Raw genomic sequence first — 26,012 nt, forward strand, 5'->3', positions numbered from 1 at the left:
ACCCTGGGCTTGTCGGTAGCACCACGCGATCCTCGGCTTTCGCGCGTTTCGCTTCGATGCCTTCTACCGCGCAGACTCCCAGGAAGCGTCAAACACTGCACTCGCTACTTTGCGTAGACGAGATCCCGCAATCCCAGCGACAGCTGGGGCACATAGGTGATGACCAGTAGGCAGGCCATGATGACCAGCACAAACGGCAACAGGTGCCCCACGATGCGGTCGAGCGATATGCGCGCCACGGTGCAGGCGGCAAACAGGTTCACGCCGAAGGGCGGGGTGATCATGCCCATCGCCAGGTTCACCACCATGATGAGGCCGAAGTGCACCGGGTCCACGCCAAAGTGCAGGGCCACCGGCGCGAGGATGGGCGCCAGCACGATGATGGCGGCGCTGGTTTCGATGAACATGCCGATCACGAACAGGGCGGCGTTCACGCCCAGCAGGAACAGCGTGGGCGACTGCAGCACTGCTTCGAGCCAGCGGCCGATGGCGTCGGGCACACCGGCGCGCGTGATGAGGAAGGCGAACAGCCCGGCGTTGGCGATGATGAACATGATCACTGCCGACGAGATGGCCGACTTGCGCAAAATGGCGAGCAGGTCCTTGATCTTGATCTCGCGGTAGATCACCACGCCCACGACGAGGGCGTAGAACACCGCAACGGCCGAGGCCTCGGTGGGCGTGAAGATGCCGCCATAGATGCCGCCCAGGATGATGACCGGCATCAGCAGCGCCCAGCCCGCCTGCAGCGTGGCGCGGCCCAGGGGCATGCGGCCGTCGCCGTCCTGCTTGCCCCAGCCCTTCCACTTGCAAAAGGCCCACACGAACAGCATCAGCGATCCCGCAATCAGGATGCCCGGCCCGAAGCCCGCGATGAACAGCTCGCCAATCGACACCTCGGCGCTCACGCCATACAGGATGAGGGGAATGGAGGGTGGAATCACCACGCCCAGCTCGGCACTGGTGGCCTGCAGGGCGGCGGCGTAGCTGGTGGGGTAGCCGTGCTTGATGAGCGCGGGAATCAGGATGGCGCCGATGGCAAACGTGGTGGCCACCGAAGAGCCCGACACGGCCGCGAAGATCATGCAGGTGAGCACGCAGGTCATGGGCAGGCCGCCCTGCACGCCACCCACGATGCTCTTGGCAAACTCCACCAGGCGGCGCGAGATGCCGCCGGACTCCATCAGGTTGCCCGCCAGAATGAAGAATGGAATGGCGGCCAGGGGAAACTTGTTGATCGAGCCGAACATCTCCTTCACGGAGATCAGCATGTTGGCGTTGGCCATCTGGATGCCCAGCACCGAGGCCAGGCCGATGGACACGGCCACGGAGACGGTGAGTGCAAAGCACAGCACCATGGTGGTGATCATCACGGGGGTCATTGCGCGTTCTCCAGCTCCAGGCGCTGCGGGTCCATCAGGTTGCCCAGGATTCCGATGGCGCTGAAGACACCGCCCACCGGCATGGCGACATAGGCCCAGAACATCGACACGGATTCCAGACCGGCCATCGACTGCACGCCGCCGCGCTTGGCATAGTCCCAGCCGAACCACACGATCACGCCAATCAGGGCGAGCGCGGCCAGCGCCACCACATAGTCCAGCACACGCCGAACGCGCGGCGGGCTCCAGCGGTAGAGCACGTCCACACTGACCATCGCACCCTGGCGAAAGGCGGCGGGAATGGCGAGGAACACCATCCAGATCAGGCTGAAGCGGATCAGCACCTCGGTCCACTCGGCGGGCTGCTCCAGCACAAAGCGCGTGATGATTTGAAACATGCCCAGCGTGGCGGCCACGGCCAGCATGGCGCACGCGCCCAGCAGGGCGGCCAGCGTGGTCCAGCGTTCAAACAACAGGAAGAAATTTTTCATGGGGTGAGCACAGCCGGCAACGACGACGCAGATATCACTGCCAACAGAAATAAAAGGAAAAAACGCCCGCAGCGCTTATTCTGCGGGCGTTTTGTGCTACTAAAAATATAGTAATCGGGCTGTCATCCGTGCTTATTTCACGGCGCGGATCTTGTCCAGCGTGGCCTTGCCGAACTGTTTCTCGAATTCGGCATTCACCGGGGCCAGCGCGGCCACGAACTTGGCCTTGTCGGGGTTGTCCACCACGGTCATGCCCTTGGCGCGCAGGTCGGCCACACCCTTGGCGTCGTCCTCGTCCACACGGGCGCGGTTGGCCTTGGTGCCTTCCTTGGCGGCGTCGATGAAGGCCTGCTTGTCAGCGGCAGAGAGCTTGTCGAATGCGCCCTTGTTCATCACGAAGATGGCGGGCGAATACACGTGGCCCGTCAGCGTGAGGTGCTTTTGCACCTGGTCGAACTTGGCCGAGATGATCACGGGCAGCGGGTTCTCCTGGCCATCCACCGTGCCTTGCTGCAGGGCGGTGAACACTTCAGGGAAGGCCATGGGCGTGGTGATGATGCCAAAGCCCTTGTACGCGGCGATGTGCACGGGGTTCTCCATCGTGCGCATCTTCAGGCCCTTCAAGTCGTCGGGCGTGTTCACCGAACGCTTGCTGTTGGTCATGTGGCGGAAACCGTTCTCGGCCCAGGCCAGGGCCTTGAAGCCCTTGCTGTCGAACTTGGTCAGCATCTCCTGGCCGATGGGGCCGTCCAGGACGGCGCGGGCGTGGGCCTTGTCGCGGAACAGGAAAGGCACGTCGAAGATGCGCGCCTCGGGCACGAAGTTGGGCACGGGGCCGGTGGAGCTGAACGCCAGCTCTTGCGTGCCCAGCTGCACGGCTTCAATGGATTCGCGCTCGCCGCCCAGGGCGCCGTTGTAGAAGGTCTGCACCTTGTAGCGGCCGCCGGTGCGGGCCTCGACTTCCTTGGCAAACGTGTCGATGGCAACGCCTTGGTGGGAGTTCTGCGCCGTCGAGATGCTGATGCGCATGGTGGTTTGCGCTGCGGCGGTGGCCACAAAGCCGAGCGCGAGGCCCAGGCTGACGACGAGTTTGGTCAGTTGCATGCTGCTGTCTCCTGTTGGAATGGGGCGGGGCGCCACCGCACGGTGTGCCCGGGGAAAGATAACGGCACATCGTGCCAGTCGCCAGGAAATTATGGAGGGGTGCCCACCGCCGGGGCATCGGGGTTTGTGCTGGTAAGCGTGCTTACTAAAAGCGGGGCGTCAGCTTAGTGTCATGCTGAGTGCAGGGGGGCGGGAGCCGGCTCGCAAGCGGATGGGGGATCGCCATGCCAGGCCCCCGGACCGAAGCCACATGCCAAGGGCCCCGCGCTGGCGGTAACCAGCCGGGGCCTTGTCAATTTGTGCGCTCCGGTAAGAGCGCCTTGATGGAAGAAGTATGCGCCGCTCAGCTCAGATGAATTTGCTGTTTTCTCTTTGATTTGGGTAGTTGGCAGAATAATTTTCTGCAGATTGATGATTGTGTGAATAATCACGCTCATGGACCGACTGGACAGAAAAATACTCGCCGTGTTGCAGGGCAACGCCCGCGCCAGCCTGCAGGAGATCGGGCACGCCGTGGGCCTGAGCCCCTCGCCCTGCTGGGGCCGCATCAAGAAGATGGAGGAGGCCGGCGTCATCCAGGGCTACACGGTGCGCATCAACCCGCAAGCGCTGGACCTGGCAGACACCGTGCTGGTGCAGGTCACGCTCGACAGCCATTCGGACAACACGCTCGAAAAATTTGGCGAGACGCTGGCCAGCATTCCCGAAGTGATCGAGGCGCACCTGGTGTCGGGCGACTACGACTACCTGCTGCGCATCGTCGTCAAGGACACGCGCGACTACGAGCGCCTGCTGCGGGAGAAGCTCTACAAGATCAAGGGCATTCGCCACAGCCGCTCCAGCTTTGTGCTGCGCACGCTGAAGAAGGCGGACCTGCCTTTGGGATGAGAATTTCAAGCAAAAATGGCCTCCAGCGCTTGATGGATAAGCGCTGGAAGCTATTGAATCAATAGCAAAATTGGATGGGCTTGCGGCACGGGCCGCCTGGGGAGACCCCACATGAACCTGCGTTTTGTCGAAGCTTTCTATTGGGTGGCTTCTCTCAAGAGCGTCACGCGCGCGGCCGAAAAACTGTTCCTCACGCAGTCGGCCATGTCCAGCCGCATTTCTGCGCTGGAGGAGGAACTGGGCGTGCTGTTGCTCGACCGGCGCGACAAACATTTCAAGCTCACCGTGGCGGGCACGCGGTTTCTCACCTACGCCAAGCGCATGCTGGAGCTGCAGCGCCAGCTCAAGGCCGAGATGGGGTCGGGCGGCCCGCTGGAGGTGTCGATGCGCGTGGGCGCGATTGAATCGGTGCTGCACTCGTGGCTGATTCCGTGGGTGGAGCAACTGCGCAAGGACAACCCGCTGCTGGAGCTGGAGCTGACGGTGGAACCCACGCCGGTGCTGCTCGACCAGATCCGCCGTGGCACGCTGGACGCCGTGTTTGCAGCGTTGCCTGCATCGGCGGACGGCATTCGCAGCCAGGCGCTGGCGCCCATGGAAATGGTGTTTGTGGGCAACGCCAAGCTGCACCGCAAGCGCAAATACACGCTGCAGGATTTTGCGGACACCGACATCCTTACCTTTCAGCGCGGCTCGCAGCCCCATGTCTACCTGCTCGACACGTTGCGAAGCGCGCAGGTAGAGCCGCGCTGTGTGCACACCATCTCGTCCATCTCGGCCATGGTGCAGCTGGTGCAGGGCGGCTTCGGCGTGGCCACGCTGCCGCGCCTGGCTGTGCAGCGCATGCTGGCCTTCCCCGATCTGCGGGCACTGGCGTGCGACACGGCGCTGCGGCCTTTGCCCATCCACGTGAGTTACCGCGAAGACCCCTCGTCTCCGGCGATGGAAGCCGTCGTGCGATCAGCGCTCGGTTTCATTGACGCCCAGCAGCCGCCCGTCAAAGCGGGCAAAGCCAAAACCAGTGCCTGACGCCGCAGCGGGGGCAGTCTGCACCGCAAGGGTGCGCCGTGCGGTACCCGCAGCAGCAACGCGATGCGCTTTCCTACTGTTCCAGGTGTGCGGGGTACACCCGGCACGCAGCCTTCCGCAGAGAGGTTGCGCAACGCTCGAACAGTCCGGGATAACCCGTAAATTTGATCCAAGGGTTAACCCTTGAGCACCAGACTGGGTCACTCTGCCCCAATGAAGTGCATCGAAAAAATCGATGAGCTAAGAGAAAATTTTTGAATTTGCCAGCACACGGCACCGCCCAACACAATCCGCCCAACGTCATGCCATTGACATGTCTCAATGCAAGGAAACACGGTGGAAACAGTACAAGACAAAGCGCTGGCAGTGTTTGGTGCCGAGGGCATCAACAACCCCCGCCACGTACGCAGCGTCATTCGTGAAGGCGCCTGGGCGTCGCACACCAGCGGACTGGCGCAGGGCCGAGTTCAAGGCAACCTGGTGATCCTGCCCGAGGTGCAAGCGGGTGACTTTCTGCGCTTTTGCCAGCGCAACCCCAAGCCCTGCCCGGTGCTGGCCGTGAGCGAGCCAGGCCAGACGGCGCTGCCCTCGCTGGGCGAGGGCATCGATATCCGCAGCGATGTGCCGCAGTACCGCATCTGGCGCCACGGCGAACTGGCCCAGGAGGTGGGCGACATCGCGGCGCTGTGGCGGCCCGACCTGGTCACCTTTGTGCTGGGCTGCTCTTTCTCGTTCGAAGCCGCGCTGCAAGAGGCCGGCATCAGCCTGCGCCACATCAACGAAGGCAAGAACGTGGCCATGTACCGCACCAACATCGCGACGGAGGCCGCAGGTCCGTTTGGCGGTGCGATGGTGGTGTCCATGCGGCCCATGCCCGCGGCCGATGTGATCCGCGCCGTGCAGGTCACCTCGCGCTTTCCCAATGTGCACGGCGCGCCGGTGCACATCGGCGACCCCGCCCTCATCGGCATTGCCGACATTGCCAAGCCCGATTACGGCGATGCGGTGGCGCTGTTGCCTGACGAGATCCCCGTGTTCTGGGCCTGCGGTGTCACGCCGCAGTCCGCCATCCTCAACGCTCAACCCGCGTTTTGCATCACCCATGCCCCCGGTTGCATGCTGGTCACCGATCTGCTCAACCACCAGCTTGCCAGTTTTTGAATCCCTCACTTCCCAAGGAGCCTCACCATGAAGAAGATCGTCCTCTCCGCCTGCCTGGTCGCCGCCTTTGGTGCCAGCGCCGTCCACGCCCAGACCAAGTGGGACCTGCCCACAGGCTACAGCGCCAACACCTTCCAGACCGTGAACGTGCAGCAGTTCGCCAAGGACGTGGACGACGCCACGCAGGGCAAGCTCAAGATCACGCTGCACCCGGCGGGCTCTCTGTACAAGGCCAATGAAATCAAGCGCGCCGTGCAGACGGGCCAGGTGCCTGCGGCCGAGTTCATCCTGTCGGGTGCCGCCAACGAGAACCCGCTGTATGGCGTGGATTCCATCCCCTTTCTCACCAAGTCTTACTCCGACGCATATCGCCTCTACCAGGTGGCACGCCCTGCGCAAGAGAAGCTGCTGGCATCGCAAGGCATGAAGCTGCTGTTCAGCGTGCCATGGCCCGGCCAATCGCTGTACTCCACCAAGCCCGTGCAGGCGCCTTCTGACCTGGCGGGCACCAAGATGCGCTCGTTCAGCCCGGCCACCACGCGCATTGCGCAGCTGCTCAAGGCCCAGCCCGTCACCATCCAGCTGACCGAGCTGGGCCAGGCGCTGGCCACCAACACGGTCAACAACTTCCTTACCTCGTCGGCCAGCGGGGTGGAGAGCAAGCTGTATGAGCAGGTGAAGTACTTCTACCCCGTGGCCGCCTGGCAGCCGCGCAACGCCACCGTGGTCAACCAGAAGGCCTTCGACAGCCTGGACAAAGCCACGCAGGACGCGGTGCTCAAGGCCGCAGCCGCTGCCGAGAAGCGAGGCTGGGAAACCAGCGAGCGCCTGGACAAGGAATTCCTCAAGGAACTGGCCGCCAAGGGCATGACCATCACCGAGCCTTCGGATGCGCTGAAGAAGGAATTCGCTTCCATCGGCGAGACCATGACCGAAGAATGGATCAAGTCGGCCGGACCGGACGGCAAAGCCATCATCGACGCCTACCGCAAGCCCTGAGGCGCTGCGAAACACGCAGAGGGCGTGAGACCGGCACCACCGGTATCGCCTCCCGCGTGAGACGACAGCCCAGGCCGCCCGCTGCGGCCCGCCCGGAGTGGCCCCCATCGCAGCGCAGCGCTCCGTTATTCCCTTTCCTATTTCTATTCGCAAGCGACTGCAGGAGATCGCCATGGACAAGCTCGTCCGCAATTTGTACCGCTGCCTCATCGGCCTGTCGTGCCTGTCCATGGTGTCGGCATTTCTGATCGTCGTGCTGAGCATTCTTTCGCGCCAGGTCACTTTCATCAGCCTGCAGGGGCTGGATGCGTACGCGGGCTATGCCATTGCCGCCACCCTGTTCTTTGCCCTGCCCACCACGCTGCTGCATGGCGACCACATCCGCGTCACGCTGGTGCTGGACCGCCTTTCGGCCCGGGCCCGCGCCATGATGGAGTGGGGCGGCTTGCTGGCGGCGATGGTGCTGTCGGCGTACACGGCCTGGTACGCCATCCGGCTGGTGTGGCTGTCGTACATCACGCATGACGTGTCCGCAGCCGCCGACGCCTCACCGCTGTGGATTCCTCAGCTGAGCATGGCGGTGGGCTGCGTGGTGTTTGCCATCGCCTTCGGCCATGCCATCGTGGCGCGCTGGCAAGGGCGCGAATGGTTTCTGGCGGGCTCTCAGGCCGCCACCGAATAGGCCGCAAGGGTTCACCGGAGTTTCATCATGGATATGGTTATTGCCCTGGTGCTCGTCGTAGCGCTGTTTGCCGTGCTGGGCGCCGGCTTGTGGATTGGCCTTGCGCTGCTGGCGGTGGGTGTGATCGGCATGGAGCTGTTCACCAGCCGCCCGGTGGGCGACAGCATGATGCTGACGATTTGGGGCTCCAGCTCGGCCTGGACGCTCACCGCGTTGCCGCTGTTCCTGTGGATGGGCGAGATCCTGTTTCGCAGCAAGCTGTCGGACAACATGTTCAAGGGCCTGGCGCCCTGGCTGGACCGGCTGCCCGGACGCCTGCTGCACACCAACGTGGTGGGCTGCACCATCTTTGCCGCCATCTCGGGTTCCTCGGCCGCCACCTGCGCCACCATCGGCAAGATCACCTTGCCCGAACTGCAGCGGCGCGGCTACCCCGACGCGATGTCGGTGGGCACGCTGGCGGGCGCCAGCACGCTGGGCCTGCTGATCCCGCCCTCGATCATCATGATCGTGTACGGCGTGGCGGCCAACGTGTCCATTGCCAAGCTGTTTCTGGCAGGCGTGATCCCCGGGCTGGTGCTGGCCCTGCTGTTCATGGGCTACATCATGGTGTGGGCCTTGTTCAACAAGGACAAGGTGCCCGCGGCCGATGCGCCGCTGAGCCTGGTGCAGAAGATCTATGCCGCGCGGCACCTGATCCCCGTGATCACGCTGATCGCCCTGGTGCTGGGCGGCATCTACAGCGGCATCGCCACCGCCACCGAAGCCGCAGCGCTGGGCGTGGCTGGCTCGCTCGTCATGGCGCGGATCGAGGGCTCGCTGACGTGGCAGCGGTTCAAGGAGGGGCTGGTGTCCGCCTGCCGCGTGTACTGCATGATCGGCCTCATCCTGGCAGGTGCCGCCTTCCTCACGCTGGCGATGGGCTTCATCGGCCTGCCGCGCCACCTGGCCGAGTTCATCGGCGCACTGCAGCTGTCGCCCTTTGCGCTGATGCTGCTGCTCATCGTGTTCTTCATCGCGCTGGGCTGCTTTCTGGACGGCATCTCCATGGTGGTGCTTACCATCGCGGTGCTGCTGCCTACGGTCGAAGCAGCCGGCTTCGACCTGGTGTGGTTCGGCATCTTCATCGTGCTGGTGGTGGAGATGGCGCAGATCACGCCGCCCGTGGGCTTCAACCTGTTCGTGCTGCAGGGGCTGACCAAGCGCGAGATCACCTGGATCGCGCGCACTGCGCTGCCGCTGTTCATGCTGATGATGGCCGCCGTGCTCATGAGCTACTTCGCGCCGGATGTGGTGCTGTGGCTGCCGCGCCAGATGCAGGGCTGACCACCACCCACCCGCACCGCAAGTCCGCACAGGAGTTCCCCATGAAGACGTTTGTGTTGCTGGCCGCGCTGCTCGCGGCCCCGGTACTGCACGCCCAGACGGTGTGGAAGCTCGCCACGGGTTACCGCGCCGAGTCGTTTCACACACGCAACGTTCAGCAGTTTGCCGCCGAGGTGGAGCGCGCCGCGCAGGGGGCCTTGCGCATCGAAGTGCATGCGAACAACAGCTTGTTCAAGTTGGCTGAAATTGCGCAAGCCGTGCAACAGGGACGCGCCGAAGCGGGCGAAACCATCATGACCAGCCTGGTGGGCGACATGCCCATCGCCGGGGCCGACGCCGTGCCTTTCGTGGTGCGGACCTATGCCGACGCCCGCCGCATGTGGGACTTGCAGCGCCCGCTGATCGACAGTCACTTCGCCCTGCGGGGCCTCAAGGCGCTGTACGCCGTACCCTGGCCGCCGCAGGGGTTGTTCTCCACTGCACCGGTCAAGTCCGCGGCGGATTTCAAGGGCACGCGCATGCGCACCTACAACCCCGCCACGGTGCGCATTGCCGAGATGCTGGGCGCCACGCCGGTGGACGTGCCCATGGTGGAGGTCAACCAGGCGCTGGTAGCGGGCAAGCTCGACTCCATGATCACCTCTGCCCTGACCGGCGTGGAAAACCAGGTCTGGGGCCAGATTCGGCAGTACTACGGCATCAACGCCTGGTTTCCCAAAAACATCGTGTTCGTGAACCAGAAGGCGTTTGACGCGCTGCCGCCGCCGCTGCGCCAGGCCGTGATGCAGGCCGCCGCCGAGGCCGAGTCCCGCGGCTGGGCGCTGAGCGAATCCATCGCGCAAGAGTCGGTGGGTGAGCTGCAGCGCAAAGGCATCCAGGTGGGCCGCGCACCGGCCGAGCTGGACGCCGAACTCAAGCGCCTGGGCGAACGCTTTTCGCGCGAGTGGGTGCAGTCCGTGGGCAACGAGGCCAACAAGATCTTCATTCCCTATTACTTCCAGCGCTGAGGCCGGGGCACTGTCCCGTCCCATCGCCACGTCTTTTCCTCATTTCGCAGTCACTTCCTTCTCTCGACAGGGTCAACACCATGCAAACCACATCCAACCCCCATGGCAGCCGCTGGCAGTTCTGGATCGACCGGGGCGGCACGTTCACCGATATCGTCGCCAAACGGCCCGATGGCTCGCTGACCACCCACAAGCTGCTGTCCGAGAACCCCGAGCAATACAAGGATGCAGCGGTCGCCGGCATCCGCCACCTGCTGGGTCTGAAGCCCGGAGAGCCTGTGACGCCGGAACTGGTGGAGTGCGTGAAGATGGGTACGACCGTGGCCACCAACGCACTGCTGGAGCGCAAGGGCGAGCCCACGCTGCTGGTGACCACGCGCGGGTTTCGCGATGCCCTGCGCATTGCCTACCAGAACCGGCCGCGCCTGTTCGACCGCCACATTCAGCTGCCCGAATTGCTGTACACCGAGGTGGTCGAGGCCCGCGAGCGCATGGGCGCGCATGGCGACGTGCTGCAGAACCTGGATGAAGCCACCTTGCGCGGTGACCTGCTGGCCGCATACAGGCGTGGCCTGCGCAGCGTGGCCATTGTGTTCATGCACGGCTACCGCTACACACAGCACGAACAAGCGGCCCGGCGCATTGCCCGAGAGGTGGGCTTCGTGCAGATCAGCACGTCGCATGAAACCAGCCCCATGATGAAGTACGTGAGCCGCGGCGACACCACTGTCGTCGATGCCTACCTGTCTCCCATCCTGCGGCGCTATGTACAGCAGGTGGCCAGCGAAATGCCGGGCGTGCGCCTGTTCTTCATGCAATCCTCTGGCGGGCTGACCGACGCGGGTACCTTCCAGGGCAAGGATGCAATCCTGTCTGGTCCGGCTGGCGGCATCGTGGGCATGGCCCGCACTGCGGGGCTGGCGGGGCATGAAAAAGTCATCGGGTTTGACATGGGTGGAACATCCACCGACGTGAGCCACTACGCAGGGGCTTTTGAACGCGAGTTTGAAACCCAGGTGGCGGGCGTGCGCATGCGCGCGCCCATGATGAGCATCCACACCGTGGCGGCGGGCGGCGGGTCGGTGCTGAGCTATGACGGATCCCGCTTTCGGGTGGGACCGGAGAGCGCGGGCGCCAACCCCGGCCCGGTGAGCTACCGCCGTGGCGGCCCTCTGGCGGTGACCGACGCGAACGTGATGGTGGGCAAGGTGCAGCCCCGGTACTTCCCCAGCGTCTTTGGCCCCGCGGCCAATGAAACGCTGGACGCCGCCGCCGTGCGTGCTCGCTTTGAAGAGCTGGCGCAGAAGACCCACCGAAAGCCCGAAGAAGTGGCCGAAGGTTTCATTCAGATCGCGGTGCAGCAGATGGCCAATGCCATCAAGAAGATCAGCGTGGCGCGCGGTTACGACGTCACGCGCTACACGCTGCAGTGCTTTGGTGGCGCGGGCGGCCAGCACGCGTGCCTGGTGGCCGACGCTCTGGGCATGTCCCGTGTCTTAGTTCACCCGCTGGCGGGCGTGCTCAGCGCCTACGGGATGGGCCTGGCAGACCAGACGGTGATCCGCGAGCAGGCCGTGGAAATGGCGTTGAATGCCAATGCGTTGCCGCTGATTGCCGACAAGCTGGACTCGCTGGGCGCGGCCGCCCAGGCTGAACTGGAGCACCAGCAGGTCAGCGCCAACCCTGTGCAGGTGCGGCACAACGTGCACGTGCGCTACGAAGGCACGGATTCCGCCCTGGTGGTGCCGTTTGGCGACATGGCGGCCATCCAGTCCGCATTCGAAGCGGCGTACCGCCAGCGTTTTGCCTTCCTCATGGTGGGCAAGGGGCTGGTGGTGGAAGCGGTCTCCGTGGAGGCCATGATTGCCGGGGATGCGCCCGCCGAGCCCCGCCTGGCCGTGCATCCCCAGCGCAAAGCGCCGCTGCGCGAGTTCGTGCAGATGTATTCCGACGGCCGCTGGCGCGATGCCGGCCTGGTGGTGCGCGAGGACTTGCGTCCGGGGGATGTGATTCCGGGCCCCGCCATCATCGCGGAGAAGAACACCACCACGGTCGTGGAGCCCGGCTGGTCTGCGCGCCTGACCGATCTGGACCACCTGGTGCTCGACCGCGTCGCGGCCCGCAAGCTGCAGTACGCCGCAGGCACCACGGTGGACCCGGTGCTGCTCGAGGTGTTCAACAACCTGTTCATGAATATCGCCGAGCAGATGGGCCTGCAGCTGCAGAACACCGCCTATTCGGTGAACATCAAGGAGCGGCTGGACTTCAGCTGCGCGCTGTTTGACGCAGAGGGCAATCTGATTGCCAACGCCCCCCACATGCCGGTGCACCTGGGCAGCATGGGCGAGAGCATCAAGACCGTGATCCAGGAGAACCGGGGCAAGATGCACCCGGGCGACGTGTACATGCTCAACGATCCATACCACGGCGGCACGCACCTGCCGGACGTGACCGTGATCACGCCGGTGTACGTGGCGGAGGGCAGCGAGCCCACGTTTTATGTGGGCAGCCGTGGCCACCATGCCGATATCGGCGGCACCACGCCGGGGTCAATGCCACCGTTCTCCACACGCATCGATGAAGAGGGTGTGCAGATCAACAACGTGAAGCTGGTGGACCGGGGCATTCTGCTGGAGGAAGAGGTACGCAGCCTGCTGGCCACCGGCGGCGGCACCACGCCATACCCCAGCCGCAATCCGCAGCAAAACCTGGCCGACCTGCGTGCGCAGATCGCGGCCAATGAAAAAGGCGTGCAGGAGCTGTCGAAGATGGTGGACCAGTTCGGCCTGGATGTGGTGCAGGCCTACATGCGCCATGTGCAGGACAACGCGGAGGAATCGGTGCGTCGTGTGATCACCCAGTTGAAAGACGGGCAGTTCACGCTGCCACTGGACAACGGCGCGCAGATCAGTGTGTCGGTCCAGGTGAATGCGGCGGAGCGCAGTGCCGTGATTGACTTTGCAGGCACCAGCCCCCAGCAACTGAACAACTTCAATGCCCCGCGTGCCGTGTGCATGGCCGCCGTGCTGTATGTCTTCCGCACGCTGGTGGACGACGACATTCCGCTGAACGCCGGGTGTCTCAAGCCGCTCAAGGTGATCATCCCGCAGGGCAGCATGCTCAACCCCAACCCGCCGGCCTCGGTGGTGGCGGGCAATGTGGAAACCTCTACCTGCATCACGAATGCGCTGTTTGGCGCCCTGGGGGTGATGGCGGGCAGCCAGCCCACCATGAACAACTTCACCTTCGGCAATGCGCAGTACCAGTACTACGAGACCATTGCCGGTGGCAGCGGTGCCGGTGCGGTGCTCGACGCGTCGGGCCAGGCGGTGCGTGGCTTTGACGGAACCAGTGTGGTGCAGACCCACATGACCAATTCCCGCTTGACGGACCCCGAGGTGCTGGAGTTCCGCTTCCCCGTGGTGCTCGACAGTTATGAGATCCAGCGGGGCTCGGGCGGGGCAGGGCGCTGGGCTGGGGGCGACGGGGGGGTGCGGCGCGTGCGCTTCCTGGAATCCATGACCGCCAGCATCCTCTCCAACGGTCGCCTCAACCCGGCCTTTGGCATGGCGGGGGGGCATCCGGGCCGGGCGGGCGCCAACCGCGTGCTGCGGGCCAACGGCGAGGTGGAAGAACTGGGCCACATCGGCGCTGCGTTGATGCAGCCAGGCGATGTGTTCGAGATCGCTACTCCGGGTGGTGGGGGCTTCGGGCCCTGCGAGGGCTCAGGCGAAGTGCGCCAACCGGTAGAAGCGGCCGAAGCAGCCATGTCATGACGCAGTGGCACACAGCTTGCTGGTCGTTTCGCACGTTGCCCACAAGGCTATTTCGATGAACAGGAAATTACCAATGAACTCTGTGCCCGCTGTCATTTCCGTTCCCGCACAGCCGGCATTGCCGGCCGCGCATTCTCACCCGTCCACACCGGCTGGCCCTGCAGGCCCCTCGCGCCGCACGCTGTCGGTGGGCCAGAAGCTGGCCGCCAGCTTTGGCCTGCTGGGCCTGGCGGTGGCTTTGCTGGGCGCCACCACCTGGCTGACTGGCGAAGATACCGAGCGCCAGGCCGCGCTGCTGGCGCGCGAGCAACTGCCCATCGAGCGCACGGTGCGTGACTGGAAGACGCAGTCCGTCACCATCGGCCAGATCGCGCTGCGTGCCACGATTTCGACCGATGTCTTTCCCCTGCTGGCCGAGATGCGTGACCGCTTGAAGGCCGAGGATGCAACGCGTCAACGTATCGAACAGGCGCTCGCCGGGGCGTCCAATGCCCGCAGCACCGAGCCGCTGTGGAAGGAGGCCCAGACGCAGCGTCAGCAGTACGCCGCGCTGCGTGATGCGCTGATGCAGAACGCGCTGGAGTCCAAGGTCATCAGCCAGAAGGAGCTGCAGGAGCACGCCACCGCCCTCACGGCGTATCTGCAGACCATCGACCGGTTGCTGGAGGCGTCTGAGCAGTCGTCGCTGGCAGCGGCCGACGCCATGATTGCCGACGCGAGCCGGGCACAGTGGATCAGCGCGATTGCCGTGACCGTGGTGGTGGCCCTGTCGGCGCTGTTCGGCTGGCTGCTGCGCCGCTCCATCGTGCAACCCCTGCGAGAAGCTTCAGAGGCGGCAGCGACAGTGGCAAAAGGCGATTTGACCGTGCGCATGCAGACCGGCCGCAGCGACGAGATCGGCCAGCTGCTGACGGCGCTTAACAAAATGGTCGAGTCGCTGCACTACGTGGTGACCGAGGTGCGCGATTCGGGCGAGTCCATTCACGTGGCCAGCTCCGAAGTGGCGGCCGGCAACACCGACCTGAGCGCGCGCACCGAGCACGCGGCCAGCAACCTGCAGCAAACCGCGGCCAGCATTGCCCAGCTGGCGCAGATGGTGGCGGCCAACGCCGACAGCACGCGCCAGGCCAATGACCTGGCCGTGAATGCCACACAGGTGGCCAGCAAGGGCGGCGAAGTGGTCAGCCAGGTGGTGCGCACCATGGAAGAGATCAACGCCAGCAGCCAGAAGATTGCTGACATCGTGGGCATCATCGACGGCATCGCCTTCCAGACCAATATCCTGGCGCTGAACGCGGCTGTGGAGGCCGCACGTGCCGGAGAGCAAGGCCGCGGCTTTGCCGTGGTGGCCAGTGAGGTGCGCGCCCTGGCCGGCCGCAGCGCCAACGCGGCGCGCGAGATCAAGGCACTGATCTCCACCAGCGTGGAGAAGGTGAGCGACGGCGCGAAGCTGGTGGTCACCGCCGGATCCACCATGGGTGACATCGTTCAGAGCGTGGAGCGCGTGACCACGCTGATGTCCGAGATCAACGCCGCCAGCAGCGAGCAAAGCACCCAGATCGGGCAGGTCAGTCAGGCCGTGGACCAGCTGGACCACATGACCCAGCAGAACGCGGCGTTGGTGGAAGAGGGCGCCGCGGCGGCGCAGAGCCTGCAGGACCAGGCGAACCGGCTGGCGGGGGCGATGGGGCAATTTCAACTCGCCCGCGCGGCCTGAGTTCTGCACGCTTGAGTGGGAATCACTTCACTTGAAACCGTTCACGCTGAGCTTGTCGAAGCGCCGCGCAATCCCCGCCTTGGCTTCGACATGCTCAGCCCGAACGGTTGTTTCGAGTTCGAAGATCCGCCTCGCCAACCGTTCGCCCTGAGCCTGTTGAAGGGCTGACCATTCACCGCCCTGGCATCGACAGGCTCAGCCCGAATGGGTCGGATGCGAGTAGACGAAAAAATTCAATAAAAAAAGGCCTGCAACGCAGGCCCTTCAAACGCTACAAGCTACTGTTTTTGTAGCTTACATGCCCGAGTAGTTCGGCCCGCCGCCGCCCTCGGGCGTCACCCACACGATGTTCTGCGTAGGGTCCTTGATGTCGCAGGTCTTGCAGTGCACGCAGTTCTGCGCGTTGATCTGCAGGCGCTGGGCGCTGCCGCCCTTGGCTTCATCGGGCACGAACTCGTACACGCCGGCGGGGCAGTAGCGCGCCTCGGGGCCGGCGTACTTCGCCAGGTTGATGTTCACCGGCACGCTAGCGTCCTTGAGCGTGAGGTGGGCGGGCTGGTTCTCTTCGTGGTTGGTGTTGCTGATGAACACGCTGGAGAGCCGGTCGAAGGTCAGCTTGCCATCGGGCTTGGGGTAGACGATGGGTTTGCACTCGGCTGCGGGCTTCAGGTATGCGTGGTCGGGCTTGTCTCGGTGCAGCGTCCATGGGATGTGGCCGCGCAGCACGAACTGTTCGAAGCCGTTCATCAGCGTGGCCGTGGTCAGGCCGTACTTGAACCAGTTCTTGAAGTTGCGGTCCTTGTTCAGCTCGGTGTAGAGCCAGCTCTTCTCGAAGGCCTCGGGGTAGGCCTTGAGTTCGTCGTGCTGGCGGCCGGCCACGATGGCATCGTAGGCGGCCTCGGCAGCCAGCATGCCGGTCTTGATGGCGGCGTGGCTGCCCTTGATGCGGCCCACGTTCAGGTAGCCGGCATTGCAGCCCACCAGCGCGCCGCCGGGGAAGATGGTCTTGGGCAGGGCGTTGATGCCGCTGGCGTTGATGGCGCGCGCGCCGTACGACAGGCGCTTGGCCGTGATCTCGCCCTGTTCGTTCTCGAAGTAGTAGCGGACGTTGGGGTGCGTCTTCCAGCGCTGGAATTCCTCGAACGGGCTGAGGTAGGGATTCTTGTAGCCCAGGCCCGTCACGAAGCCGATGGCGATCTTGTTGTCGTCCAGGTGGTACAGGAACGCGCCGCCGTAGGTGTCGTTTTCCATGGGCCAGCCGGCGGTGTGCATCACAAAGCCGGGCTGATGGCGCTTGGGGTCGATCTCCCACAGTTCCTTCACGCCGATGCCGAAGCTTTGCGGGTCGCGGCCTGCGTCGAGCTTGAAGCGCGCGATCAGCTGGCGGCCCAGGTGGCCGCGTGCGCCTTCGGCAAACACGGTGTACTTGCCCAGCAGTTCCATGCCCAGCTGGAAGTTCTCGGTGGGCTCGCCGTCCTTGCCGACACCCATGTTGCCGGTGGCCACGCCCTTGACGGACCCGTCGTCGTTGTAGAGCACTTCGGCAGCGGTGAAGCCGGGGAAGATTTCCACGCCCAGGGCCTCGGCCTGCTCGGCCAGCCACTTGGTCACGTCGCCCAGGCGCACGATGTAGTTGCCGTGGTTCTGCGCGAAGGGCGGCAGGACCATGTTGGGCACGCGGAAGCCCGATTTCTCGGACAGGAAGATGTAGGCGTCGTCGGTGACGGGCTGGTTCAGCGGGGCGCCGCGCTTTTTCCAGTCGGGGATCAGTTCGCTGAGCGCCTTGGGGTCCATGATGGCGCCCGAGAGGATGTGCGCGCCGGGCTCGGAGCCCTTTTCCAGCACCACCACCGACACGTCCTGGCCCTTGTCAGCCGCCAGTTGCTTGAGCCGGATGGCCGTGGCCAGTCCGCCGGGGCCGCCGCCGACGACCACCACGTCGTATTCCATGGATTCGCGGGGGCCGTACTGGGCGAGGATCTCTTCGTTCGTCATGGGCTTCTCGTGGGCGTTTGATAATGGACTATTGTGCGCAGACCACGGGCCGGGACCCTGTCTGGCTGGCGACTGATTGTATTCATGGAAAGAAGACAATCGAACGACCGTTCTATTTTGATGAGTGGAGAGACTCTAAATGGCATACAGCATCGACCTGTCGGGCCGCGTCGCATTCGTCACTGGCGCTTCCAGCGGGCTGGGCGCACAGTTTGCCCGCACGCTGGCCCGCGCTGGCGCCGGGGTGGTGCTGGCCAGCCGCAGGGTGGAAAAGCTCAAGGAGTTGCGCGCTCGCATCGAAGGCGAGGGCGGTGACGCGCATGTGGTGGAACTCGATGTGACCGACCACGCATCCATCAAGGCCGCCGTGGCCCATGCTGAGACGAAGATGGGCTCCATCGACATCCTGGTCAACAACTCGGGGGTGAGCACCACGCAGCGCATCCAGGATGTGGCGCCGGGCGACTATGACTACGTGTTCGACACCAATGTGAAGGGCGCCTTCTTCGTGGCGCAGGAGGTGGGCAAGCGCATGCTGGCGCGCGCCCGGGGTGCCGCTCCGGGCAGCTTCACGGGTGGGCGCATCATCAACATCGCTTCGATGGCCGGGCTCAAGGTGCTGCCGCAGATTGGCGTGTATTGCATGAGCAAGGCGGCCGTGGTGCACATGACGCGCGCCATGGCGGTGGAATGGGGCAAGTTCGGCATCAACGTGAATGCGATCTGCCCGGGCTACATCGACACCGAGATCAACCACCACCACTGGGACACCGAACAGGGGCGCAAGCTCATCGACATGCTGCCGCGCAAGCGCGTGGGTGCCCCGCAGGATCTGGACGCGCTGCTGGTCATGCTGGCCAGCGACCAGAGCCATTTCATCAACGGGGCGGTGATCGCGGCCGACGACGGCTTCGCCGTCTGATCTGCCGGGTGCAAAAAGACACATGAAGATCGACATCCCCGAGGCCAAGAAGCTCGTCTTTGAAATGCGGTTCCCCGTGCGCTGGGGTGACATGGATGCCATGGGGCACGTCAACAACACCGTCTACTTTCGGTACCTGGAGACAGCGCGCATCGAATGGATGGTGTCCGTGGGCTGCAACCCCGACCCGCGCGGCCAGGGGCCTGTGATCGTCAACGCGTTCTGCAATTTCTACAAACAGCTGGAGTACCCGGCGGACGTGCTGCTCAAGCTGTACGTGAGCGACCCGGGCCGCACCACCTTTGAGACCTGGGCGACGATGGAGCGCGTGGATCGCCCCGGCGAAATTTGCGCAGCCGGGGGCGCCACCACCATCTGGGTGGATTTTCCGCAGCAGAAGGCGGCGCCGCTGCCGGAGTGGATGCGCGCGCTGGTCGCTGGCGGTTGAGTGCGGACGCACATCGCATTCGATATTGACCGGAATGCCAGGCAACGTCAGCAGTTCGTGATGCCCGCGGGCTGCTCAACCGTTCATGGGTGCCAGCGCGTCGCGCGCACCGGGCTGGGCGCGGGTGTCGCGGTGCTGCCGGACAGCGCATAGGACAGGCGGTTGGCTGCGGCGATCACCGTCTGTGCCATCGATTCCAGCTTGGACTCGGGCAGCCGGGATGCCGGGCCTGAAATGCACACCGAACCCATCAGCCGCCAGTGGGTTCCGAACACCGGCGCGGACACCGTGGCCACGCCGGGCTCGCGTTCGCCGATGGACCAGTGATACCCCTTCTTTCGGATGTCTTCGTAGACCTTGCCGGGGGCCCCTGAGAACGCCAGGATCACACGGCCCGGCGAGCCTTTGTCCAGCGGAAGCTCCTCGCCCATGCGGGCGTGGTGGCGCAGGGCCTGCGGCCCTTCCACCCGCACCAGGCAGGTGCGCACATTGCCTTCGCGCACATAGAAGGCGGCGCTTTCACCCGTGGCGTGGGTGAGCTCGCGCAGTGCGGGCTCCAGCACGTTCTGCACGTCAAAGCCGGCCTGGTAGCGCGCGCCCAGCCAGCCGGCAGCCGGCCCCAGGCGCCACGCGCCATCGTCGCGCTGCACCATGTAGCCCGCCTGCGCCAGTGTGCGGGCCAGGCGCAGCACCGTGGTCTTGTGCAGGCCGCAGCGCCGGCTCAGCTCGGCCAGGGGCAGGCTGGATTCGCCCAGCGAAAACGCGTCCAGCACCTGCAGGGCGCGTGTCACGGCGATCACGCCGCCTCCGTGGGCCGCCTCTTCAGTGCTGACGAGCGCGGGCTCGGCACGGGAGGGCGGCGACGCAGGCGCTGCCTTTCTGGAGGTGACGCGGGGGTTGCTCATGGCGGTCTGTGTTTCATTGTGTGCAACGACATTGTATGGGTTGAAACGACTGCCTACATTTGCACCTGTTGCCGCTTCGTTGATTTCCCAACGCGTGGCACGGCTTCCTCAAATACATCACGGAGACAAACACGCATGCCAGTTCCATCGCTTTCGCGCGCTCTTCATGCTCATCTGGGCGCAGCCTTGCTGGGTGTTGCGGTCCTTGCTGCACCCGTTGCGGCGGGCGCTCAGACCGCCTATCCCGGCAAGCCCATCCGCCTCGTTGTTCCGTTCCCGCCCGGTGGGGGCACCGACATGATTGCGCGCACCGTGGCCCAGAAGCTCGCCGACCAGAACAAGTGGAATGTGATCGTGGACAACCGTCCCGGCGCGGGTGGGAACCTGGGTGTAGACGCTGTAGCCAAGTCCCCTGCGGATGGCTATACCCTGGTGATCGGCCAGACCAGCAACCTCGCCATCAACCCCACGCTGTATCCCAAGCTGCCCTACGACCCCCTGAAGGACCTGGTGCCGGTGGCGCTGGTGTCGTCTTCGCCCATCGTGATGGCCGCACCAGCCAACTCGCCGTTCAAGTCGTATGCCGACGTGGTGGCGGCCGCCAAGGGCAAGCCCGATGCGCTCACGCTGGGCTTTTCGGGCAACGGCACGGTGGCCCACCTGGCGGGCGAACTGGCCGAAAACGCGGCCGACATCAAGCTGCGCCACATCCCCTACAAGGGTGCGGCCCAGGCCATGACGGACCTGGTGAGCGGGCAGATCGACCTGTACATGTCGTCGGTGCCCACACTGCTGGGCCAGGTGCGCAATGGCAAGCTCAAGGTCATCGCCATCACATCGGCCAAGCGCTCGCCGCAGTTGCCCGATGTGCCCACATTGGCCGAGTCCGGCTACAAGGGCTTCGAGGCCGTGACCTGGTTCGGCATCCTGGCGCCGGCCGGCACGCCCGCGCCCATCGTGGCGCAGCTCAACAAGGCCGTGAACGCGGCTCTGCAACAGCCCGATGTGGCGGACAAACTGCGCTCGGAAGGCGGCGAAGTGCTGGGCGGCACGGCAGAGCAGTTCAGTGCGCTGCTCAAGGCCGAGGTGCCGCGCTGGGCCAAGATCGTCAAGGACTCGGGCGCGAGTCTGGACTGACGGACGGACTCGTTCGATGGGGGCGGCGGGCCCGTCGCATGCGCCCGCTCCCCGCCTCCTGCACTTTGCATTTCACGCGCCGCCGGTGTTGTGGCAGGTCGGGCTGCGGCGTGGGCGTCGTGCACCTTCACCAGGTCTGCGCACCCATCCGCGCCCCTGTTTCCCCGTGTTCTCTACCAAGACCATTCCATGAACCAACTTCCTGAAATCATCCGCACCATCGAGCGCGTCAGCGCCGATGTCGTGAGCAAGGCTGCCACCTACCAGGCCGCCATCCTGGCCGACGTGGCGGGCCGCCGCGGCACTCTGCACGGCCGCGTCGCGCCGGTGCACCAGAACATGAAGGTGGCGGGCCCGGCCTTCACCGTGGAAGTGCGCCCCGGCGACAACCTGATGATCCACGCTGCCATTGCCCTGGCCCAGCCGGGCGATGTGCTGGTGATCGACGGCAAGGGCGACCAGACGGCCGCGCTGATGGGCACGCTGATGCTCAGTGCCTGCAAGAAGCGCGGCCTGGCAGGCGTGGTCGTGGACGCCGCCATCCGCGACAAGCTCGAAATTCTGGAGCTGGACTTTCCGGTGTTCAGCGCGGGCTTCAACCCCGCAGGGCCCACCAAGTATGTGCCCGGCCGCATCAACCACCCCATCAGCGCGGGGGGCGCCTCTGTGCACCCCGGCGACCTGGTCGTGGGCGATGCGGACGGCGTGGTGGTGATCGAGCGCGAAAAGGCCCCCGCCATGCTGGCCCTGGCCGACAAGAAGGTGGCCGACGAGGCTGCCCGCATCGAAGCCATTGCCCGTGGCGACACCGCCTCGAAATGGCTGCCCGCCGCGCTGCGCGCTGCGGGCGTGCTCCAGGAAGGGGAGTCGCTGTGAACCCCGCCATCATCGTGACGGGCGCAGACCTGGCGCCGCAAGCCCTCGATTTGCTCACGGGCTACGACATCGTCTACGCCGGCAAGACACCCACCGAAGACGACATGGTGGCCCTGTGCCGCGCGCACAACCCGGTGGCCATCATCGTGCGCTACGGCAAGGTGGGTGCGGCGGTGATGGACGCAGCCCCGGCACTCAAGGTCATCTCCAAGCACGGCAGCGGCACCGACACCATCGACAAGGTGGCCGCCCAGGCCCGTGGCATCGAGGTGGTGGCTGCCGTGGGCGCCAACGCCGCCGCTGTGGCCGAGCAGGCGCTGGCGCTGCTGCTGGCCTGCGCCAAATCGGTGGTGCAGCTCGACGCGCGCATGCACGCCGGCCACTGGGACAAGGCCACGCACAAAAGCCTGGAATTGGGCGGCCGCACCGTGGGCCTGGTGGGCCTGGGTGCCATCGGCCTGCGCTTTGCCAAGATGGCTGACGCACTGGGCATGCGCGTGATCGGCTTTGACCCGTTTGCGAAGAACCTGCCGGACTATGTGCACAGCGTGAGCCTGGAGGCGATCTGGCGCGAGGCCGATGCGGTGTCTTTGCACTGCCCGCTGACCGACGAGAACCGCCACCTGCTGAACGCCACCACATTGGCGCAATGCAGGCGCGGCGTGATCGTGGTGAACACGGCGCGCGGCGGCCTGATCGACGAGGTCGCGCTGCTGGCCGCCGTGCGTTCGGGCCAGGTGATGGCGGCGGGGCTGGACAGCTTTGCGGTCGAGCCGATGACGGCGGGCCACCCCTTCCAGGGCGAACCACGTTTCATCCTCAGCCCCCACATCGGCGGTGTGACCAGCGATGCCTACGTGAACATGGGCGTGGGCGCGGCGCAAAACCTGCTGGCGGTATTGGCCCGCACGCCGGGCGAAGTGGCCGTGGCCTGAGCGCTACCTGCCCAATATCAAACCAAGAACATGGCCGGGCAGGCGTCCGGACCGTGTGGAGACAAGTGATATGTCAGACCATTTCAAGAAAAAAATGCCTGCAGCGCTTATCTATCAAGCGCTGACAGCTATATTTTTGATAGCTTATTGTGCCCCGTCTGTTGCTCAGACGGCTTATCCCAACAAACCCGTGAAGCTGGTGGTGGGCTTTGCCGCAGGGGGACCTACCGATGTGGTGGCCCGCGCGTTTGCTGACCATGCCAGCCAGGCGCTGGGCCAGCCCTTCATCATCGACAACAAGCCTGGCGCCAACACCATCCTGGCCGCACAGGCGGTGGCCAGTGCGCCGGCCGACGGCTACACGCTGCTGTTCGGTGCCACCAACCACACGATGATCCCGGGGCTGTACAGCAACCGGGTCAAGTTCGATGCGGTGAAGTCGTTCAGGCCGCTGTGCACGGTGGCCACCAGCCCCACGGTGCTGGTGGTCGGGCCGGGCCTGCCGGTGAAGTCGCTGGCCGACTACATGGCGCGGGCCCGCAAGGAGCCGGGCGCCACCACGGCCGGCACTGCTGGCGTGGGCAGCTCGGGCCACTTCGCCACCGAGATGTTCGCGCGGGCCAATGGCCTCAAGCTCAACCACGTGCCGTACAAGGGCGCGGCACCCGCGGTGACGGACCTGGTGGGCGGCCAGCTCGACAGCTCGTTCGCCACGCTGGGCTCGGTGCTGCCGCAGCTCAGAAGCGGCAAGCTCACGGCCCTGGCCGTGGCGTCGCCCAAGCGCTCTTCGCTGCTGCCCGACGTGGCCACGTTCGCCGAGGCGGGGGGCGGCAAATACTCGGCCGATGCGTGGTACGGAGTGCTGGCGCCCGCCGGTGTGCCCGACGCCGTGGTGCAGAAACTCGAGCGTGCAGCCATGGACTTTGCCAAAAGCCCGGCAGCCGCCGAGAAGCTGCGCGGCCTGGGGCTGGATGCGGATTCGACCTGCGGCACCGCGTTTGCGGCGCAGGTGGAGCGCGAAGTCGCCACCTACACCCAGATCGCCAAGGATCTGGACCTGAAAGTGGAGTGACCCCCTGAGGCGCTTTGCGCCTTCCCCCCCCTCTCTCGCCTCGCTGCGCGATGCGGGAAGGGGGACGCAGCCGGTGCGGCGGGGCGGCCCTTGCACGGCTGCCTGCGCCTTGTCTGCGCTTTGTCTGCGCCAGTTTCGCGGGCCATGGCGCAGCAATACCTGTTGGTTCTTGATGGATGAATGAATAAGGAGACTTTATGTTGCGTTTTCTCAAACCCCTGATCGCCGCCTGCGCCCTGGCTTCGGGCCTGGCCCATGCCGCGTTCCCCGAGCGCCCCATCACCGTCGTCGTGCCGTATGCCCCGGGCGGCGCGGCCGACGCCGTGGCCCGCGTGCTGGCCACCCGCCTGGGCGCCAAGCTCGGTACCAAGTGTGATCGTGGACAACAAGGCCGGCGCCAGCGGCACCATCGGCGCGAGCTACGTGGCCAAGGCCAGTCCTGATGGCTACACGGTGCTGTACGACGCCACGCCGTACTCCATCAATCCGCACCTGTTCCCCAGGATGCCGTATGCCGCCAACACGCTGCAGCCGCTGGCGCTGGTGCTGTTGGCGCCCAACGTGCTCATCGTGAAGACCGACTCGCCGATCAAGAACATCGGCGACCTCGTCGCCAAAGCCAAGGCGGCCCCGGGCAAGCTCAACTTCGCCTCGGGCGGCAGCGGTACCGTGCAGCGCCTGGCGGCCGAGCTGCTGCGCCAGCAGCTGAATCTGGACATGGTGCACGTGCCCTACAAGAGCGGCGGCCCCGCCATCACCGACGTGATGGCCGGCCAGGTGGACTTCATGTTCGGTACCGTGGCCGCGACCTACCCCCATGTCTCCGGCGGCAAGCTGCGCGCGCTGGCCGTGTCCGCGCCCGAGCGCTCCAGGCGCCTGCCCGACGTGCCCACCGTGGCCGAGACGGTGATCCCCGGCTACGAGGCTTACGAGTGGAACGGAATGTTCCTGCCTGCAGGTACGCCCGAGCCCATCGCTGCCAAGCTGCGCGAAGCGGTGCAGGAGGTGATGAAGGACGACGAGGTCAAGCAGCGCCTGGCCGACATGGGCGCGCAGCCCGTGGGCTCCACGCCTGCCGAGTTCGCGGCCTTCCTCAAAAAGGAAGATGCGAAATGGGGCGAGGTGGTGCGCAAGGGCAACATCAAGCTGGACTGAGCGCCGATGGACCTGCCCCTGTCTGGCGCCGTGCCGCATTCGGCGGGCCTCAACCAACCGCTGCGGGCGCTGCCGCCGCTGGCGTGCGACAGCCATATGCACATCTTCGATGCGCGTTTTGCTCCATCGCCGCACTGGCCGCGCACGCCGCCCCATGCGCCCGTGGCCGCCTACCGGCAGCTGCAGCAGCGCCTGGGCACATCGCGCGCCGTGGTGGTCACGCCGTCCACCTACGGTACCGACAATGCCTGCACGCTGGATGCACTGGACGCCTTGGGCGACAGCGCGCGTGGCGTGGCGGTGGTGGGCCAGGAGGTGAGCGATGTGGCGCTGGCCCGCCTCGCCGCGCGGCGCGTGCGCGGGTTGCGCGTGAACTTCGTCTCACCGCAGTCCTGGGGCACGACCACGCCGCAGATGCTGTCCACCCTGGCGGACAAGGTCGCGCGCCATGCGGACTGCGGCGGCTGGCATATCCAGGTGCTCGCACACCCGGAGCAGATCGTGGCGCTCGAACCCATTTTGCAGGCCTTGCCGGTTCCGCTGGTCATCGACCACCTGGGCCGCATCGACCCGGCGCAGGGCCCGTCTGCCGACGCCTACGGCGTGCTGCGCAGGCTGCTGGACGGCGGCAATACGTGGGTCAAGCTGTCGGGCGCCTACATGCGCTCCACCGTGCAGGGCCCGAGCTACGCTGACACGCTGCCCCTGGGCCGCGCGCTGGTGCAGGCCGCGCCCGGGCGCCTGGTGTGGGGCAGCGACTGGCCGCACACCACCGAGGCACCGGGCTCGGTCAACGATGCCGACCTGGTGGACTTGCTGCGTGCCTGGGCGGGCAGCGATGCCGTGATGGACGGCATCCTGGTCGACAACCCGGCGCGGCTGTATGGTTTCGCCACCGCCGCTGACTCAATGCATTTTTGAGCAAGCATTCTTGAACTTGAAATATCCGTTCGGGCTGAGCTTGTCGAAGCCTTGCGCAGCGCTTCGACGAGCTCAGCGTGAACG

21 protein-coding genes and 1 pseudogene are annotated in these 26,012 nt (G+C 65.3%); 17 read left to right on the plus strand and 5 right to left on the minus strand.

Annotation, left to right across the window (positions count from 1 at the left end; translation table 11 throughout):
• Nucleotides 1-104: 104 nt before the first annotated feature.
• From ACOQFS_RS11685 to ACOQFS_RS11695, 3 genes are all read right to left on the minus strand, one after another.
• Nucleotides 105-1,382, minus strand: a complete 1,278-nt coding sequence (locus tag ACOQFS_RS11685) for a TRAP transporter large permease (RefSeq protein ID WP_421563033.1) — start codon at nucleotides 1,380-1,382, stop codon at nucleotides 105-107.
• Complete coding sequence (locus tag ACOQFS_RS11690; RefSeq protein ID WP_421563034.1) at nucleotides 1,379-1,873, minus strand: TRAP transporter small permease; 495 nt, start codon at nucleotides 1,871-1,873, stop codon at nucleotides 1,379-1,381. The genes ACOQFS_RS11685 and ACOQFS_RS11690 overlap by 4 nt, the downstream gene beginning before the upstream one ends.
• A gap of 132 nt (nucleotides 1,874-2,005) precedes the next feature.
• Nucleotides 2,006-2,977, minus strand: coding sequence for a TRAP transporter substrate-binding protein (locus ACOQFS_RS11695; RefSeq protein WP_421563035.1), 972 nt, complete (start codon nucleotides 2,975-2,977; stop codon nucleotides 2,006-2,008).
• Between the two features lie 435 nt (nucleotides 2,978-3,412).
• On the opposite strand from ACOQFS_RS11695, the gene ACOQFS_RS11700 reads away from it, so the two are divergent.
• The 9 genes from ACOQFS_RS11700 (at nucleotide 3,413) to ACOQFS_RS11740 (ending at nucleotide 15,562) form a co-directional block, all read left to right on the plus strand.
• A complete protein-coding gene (locus ACOQFS_RS11700) occupies nucleotides 3,413-3,865 on the plus strand; it encodes an Lrp/AsnC family transcriptional regulator (protein WP_421563036.1) in 453 nt (150 codons plus the stop codon).
• A gap of 111 nt (nucleotides 3,866-3,976) precedes the next feature.
• Nucleotides 3,977-4,894, plus strand: coding sequence for a LysR family transcriptional regulator (locus tag ACOQFS_RS11705; RefSeq protein ID WP_421563037.1), 918 nt, complete (start codon nucleotides 3,977-3,979; stop codon nucleotides 4,892-4,894).
• Nucleotides 4,895-5,278: 384 nt separating this feature from the next.
• Nucleotides 5,279-6,055: a putative hydro-lyase gene (locus ACOQFS_RS11710; RefSeq protein WP_421563053.1), complete on the plus strand. Its 777-nt coding sequence runs from the start codon at nucleotides 5,279-5,281 to the stop codon at nucleotides 6,053-6,055.
• Nucleotides 6,056-6,082: 27 nt separating this feature from the next.
• The gene (locus ACOQFS_RS11715; RefSeq protein ID WP_421563038.1) at nucleotides 6,083-7,054 is read left to right on the plus strand and encodes a TRAP transporter substrate-binding protein; all 972 of its coding nucleotides are present in this window, start codon (nucleotides 6,083-6,085) and stop codon (nucleotides 7,052-7,054) included.
• A 172-nt stretch (nucleotides 7,055-7,226) separates the two neighbouring features.
• Nucleotides 7,227-7,736, plus strand: a complete 510-nt coding sequence (locus ACOQFS_RS11720; protein ID WP_421563039.1) for a TRAP transporter small permease — start codon at nucleotides 7,227-7,229, stop codon at nucleotides 7,734-7,736.
• A 27-nt stretch (nucleotides 7,737-7,763) separates the two neighbouring features.
• Nucleotides 7,764-9,062, plus strand: a complete 1,299-nt coding sequence (locus ACOQFS_RS11725) for a TRAP transporter large permease (protein WP_421563040.1) — start codon at nucleotides 7,764-7,766, stop codon at nucleotides 9,060-9,062.
• Between the two features lie 41 nt (nucleotides 9,063-9,103).
• A complete protein-coding gene (locus ACOQFS_RS11730) occupies nucleotides 9,104-10,069 on the plus strand; it encodes a TRAP transporter substrate-binding protein (RefSeq protein WP_421563041.1) in 966 nt (321 codons plus the stop codon).
• 80 nt (nucleotides 10,070-10,149) lie between these two features.
• Nucleotides 10,150-13,845, plus strand: a complete 3,696-nt coding sequence (locus ACOQFS_RS11735) for a hydantoinase B/oxoprolinase family protein (protein ID WP_421563042.1) — start codon at nucleotides 10,150-10,152, stop codon at nucleotides 13,843-13,845.
• A 73-nt stretch (nucleotides 13,846-13,918) separates the two neighbouring features.
• The gene (locus ACOQFS_RS11740) at nucleotides 13,919-15,562 is read left to right on the plus strand and encodes a methyl-accepting chemotaxis protein (RefSeq protein ID WP_421563043.1); all 1,644 of its coding nucleotides are present in this window, start codon (nucleotides 13,919-13,921) and stop codon (nucleotides 15,560-15,562) included.
• A gap of 294 nt (nucleotides 15,563-15,856) precedes the next feature.
• Here ACOQFS_RS11740 and ACOQFS_RS11745 read toward each other — a convergent pair whose 3' ends face one another.
• Complete coding sequence (locus ACOQFS_RS11745) at nucleotides 15,857-17,557, minus strand: electron transfer flavoprotein-ubiquinone oxidoreductase (RefSeq protein WP_421563044.1); 1,701 nt, start codon at nucleotides 17,555-17,557, stop codon at nucleotides 15,857-15,859.
• 139 nt (nucleotides 17,558-17,696) lie between these two features.
• On the opposite strand from ACOQFS_RS11745, the gene ACOQFS_RS11750 reads away from it, so the two are divergent.
• Both ACOQFS_RS11750 and ACOQFS_RS11755 read left to right on the plus strand, forming a co-directional pair.
• Nucleotides 17,697-18,479 carry an SDR family oxidoreductase gene (locus ACOQFS_RS11750; RefSeq protein WP_421563045.1) on the plus strand — a complete coding sequence of 261 codons (783 nt, stop codon included), beginning with the start codon at nucleotides 17,697-17,699 and terminating at the stop codon, nucleotides 18,477-18,479.
• A gap of 22 nt (nucleotides 18,480-18,501) precedes the next feature.
• Nucleotides 18,502-18,927 carry an acyl-CoA thioesterase gene (locus ACOQFS_RS11755; RefSeq protein ID WP_421563046.1) on the plus strand — a complete coding sequence of 142 codons (426 nt, stop codon included), beginning with the start codon at nucleotides 18,502-18,504 and terminating at the stop codon, nucleotides 18,925-18,927.
• A gap of 83 nt (nucleotides 18,928-19,010) precedes the next feature.
• Here ACOQFS_RS11755 and ACOQFS_RS11760 read toward each other — a convergent pair whose 3' ends face one another.
• A complete protein-coding gene (locus ACOQFS_RS11760) occupies nucleotides 19,011-19,832 on the minus strand; it encodes an IclR family transcriptional regulator (protein ID WP_421563047.1) in 822 nt (273 codons plus the stop codon).
• Nucleotides 19,833-19,967: 135 nt separating this feature from the next.
• Here ACOQFS_RS11760 and ACOQFS_RS11765 point away from each other — a divergent pair, with 135 nt between their 5' ends.
• From ACOQFS_RS11765 to ACOQFS_RS11790, 6 genes and pseudogenes are all read left to right on the plus strand, one after another.
• Entirely contained in the window at nucleotides 19,968-20,969 is a 1,002-nt protein-coding gene (locus ACOQFS_RS11765; protein ID WP_421563048.1) for a tripartite tricarboxylate transporter substrate binding protein, read from the plus strand.
• 189 nt (nucleotides 20,970-21,158) lie between these two features.
• On the plus strand, nucleotides 21,159-21,845 hold the full coding sequence (locus tag ACOQFS_RS11770) for an RraA family protein (protein WP_421563049.1): 687 nt from the start codon (nucleotides 21,159-21,161) through the stop codon (nucleotides 21,843-21,845).
• Nucleotides 21,788-22,780 (plus strand): NAD(P)-dependent oxidoreductase, encoded by a 993-nt coding sequence (locus tag ACOQFS_RS11775; RefSeq protein WP_421563050.1) that lies wholly within the window; start codon nucleotides 21,788-21,790, stop codon nucleotides 22,778-22,780. The genes ACOQFS_RS11770 and ACOQFS_RS11775 overlap by 58 nt, the downstream gene beginning before the upstream one ends.
• A 70-nt stretch (nucleotides 22,781-22,850) precedes the next feature.
• A complete protein-coding gene (locus tag ACOQFS_RS11780; protein WP_421563051.1) occupies nucleotides 22,851-23,852 on the plus strand; it encodes a Bug family tripartite tricarboxylate transporter substrate binding protein in 1,002 nt (333 codons plus the stop codon).
• A gap of 197 nt (nucleotides 23,853-24,049) precedes the next feature.
• A pseudogene (locus ACOQFS_RS11785) lies at nucleotides 24,050-25,007 on the plus strand (Bug family tripartite tricarboxylate transporter substrate binding protein).
• Nucleotides 25,008-25,013: 6 nt separating this feature from the next.
• Nucleotides 25,014-25,928 (plus strand): amidohydrolase family protein, encoded by a 915-nt coding sequence (locus ACOQFS_RS11790; protein ID WP_421563052.1) that lies wholly within the window; start codon nucleotides 25,014-25,016, stop codon nucleotides 25,926-25,928.
• Nucleotides 25,929-26,012 lie beyond the last annotated feature (84 nt).

The organism is Paracidovorax sp. MALMAid1276 (assembly GCF_049198005.1).
GTDB lineage: Bacteria > Pseudomonadota > Gammaproteobacteria > Burkholderiales > Burkholderiaceae_C > Acidovorax.

Coding starts and splice junctions, on each gene's coding strand:
- ACOQFS_RS11685 (WP_421563033.1), bottom strand. CDS start 1,382: ATGACCCCCGTGATGATCACCACCATGGTGCTGTGCTTTGCACTCACC.
- ACOQFS_RS11690 (WP_421563034.1), bottom strand. CDS start 1,873: ATGAAAAATTTCTTCCTGTTGTTTGAACGCTGGACCACGCTGGCCGCC.
- ACOQFS_RS11695 (WP_421563035.1), bottom strand. CDS start 2,977: ATGCAACTGACCAAACTCGTCGTCAGCCTGGGCCTCGCGCTCGGCTTT.
- ACOQFS_RS11700 (WP_421563036.1), top strand. CDS start 3,413: ATGGACCGACTGGACAGAAAAATACTCGCCGTGTTGCAGGGCAACGCC.
- ACOQFS_RS11705 (WP_421563037.1), top strand. CDS start 3,977: ATGAACCTGCGTTTTGTCGAAGCTTTCTATTGGGTGGCTTCTCTCAAG.
- ACOQFS_RS11715 (WP_421563038.1), top strand. CDS start 6,083: ATGAAGAAGATCGTCCTCTCCGCCTGCCTGGTCGCCGCCTTTGGTGCC.
- ACOQFS_RS11720 (WP_421563039.1), top strand. CDS start 7,227: ATGGACAAGCTCGTCCGCAATTTGTACCGCTGCCTCATCGGCCTGTCG.
- ACOQFS_RS11725 (WP_421563040.1), top strand. CDS start 7,764: ATGGATATGGTTATTGCCCTGGTGCTCGTCGTAGCGCTGTTTGCCGTG.
- ACOQFS_RS11730 (WP_421563041.1), top strand. CDS start 9,104: ATGAAGACGTTTGTGTTGCTGGCCGCGCTGCTCGCGGCCCCGGTACTG.
- ACOQFS_RS11735 (WP_421563042.1), top strand. CDS start 10,150: ATGCAAACCACATCCAACCCCCATGGCAGCCGCTGGCAGTTCTGGATC.
- ACOQFS_RS11740 (WP_421563043.1), top strand. CDS start 13,919: ATGAACTCTGTGCCCGCTGTCATTTCCGTTCCCGCACAGCCGGCATTG.
- ACOQFS_RS11745 (WP_421563044.1), bottom strand. CDS start 17,557: ATGACGAACGAAGAGATCCTCGCCCAGTACGGCCCCCGCGAATCCATG.
- ACOQFS_RS11750 (WP_421563045.1), top strand. CDS start 17,697: ATGGCATACAGCATCGACCTGTCGGGCCGCGTCGCATTCGTCACTGGC.
- ACOQFS_RS11755 (WP_421563046.1), top strand. CDS start 18,502: ATGAAGATCGACATCCCCGAGGCCAAGAAGCTCGTCTTTGAAATGCGG.
- ACOQFS_RS11760 (WP_421563047.1), bottom strand. CDS start 19,832: ATGAGCAACCCCCGCGTCACCTCCAGAAAGGCAGCGCCTGCGTCGCCG.
- ACOQFS_RS11765 (WP_421563048.1), top strand. CDS start 19,968: ATGCCAGTTCCATCGCTTTCGCGCGCTCTTCATGCTCATCTGGGCGCA.
- ACOQFS_RS11770 (WP_421563049.1), top strand. CDS start 21,159: ATGAACCAACTTCCTGAAATCATCCGCACCATCGAGCGCGTCAGCGCC.
- ACOQFS_RS11775 (WP_421563050.1), top strand. CDS start 21,788: ATGGCTGCCCGCCGCGCTGCGCGCTGCGGGCGTGCTCCAGGAAGGGGA.
- ACOQFS_RS11780 (WP_421563051.1), top strand. CDS start 22,851: ATGTCAGACCATTTCAAGAAAAAAATGCCTGCAGCGCTTATCTATCAA.
- ACOQFS_RS11790 (WP_421563052.1), top strand. CDS start 25,014: ATGGACCTGCCCCTGTCTGGCGCCGTGCCGCATTCGGCGGGCCTCAAC.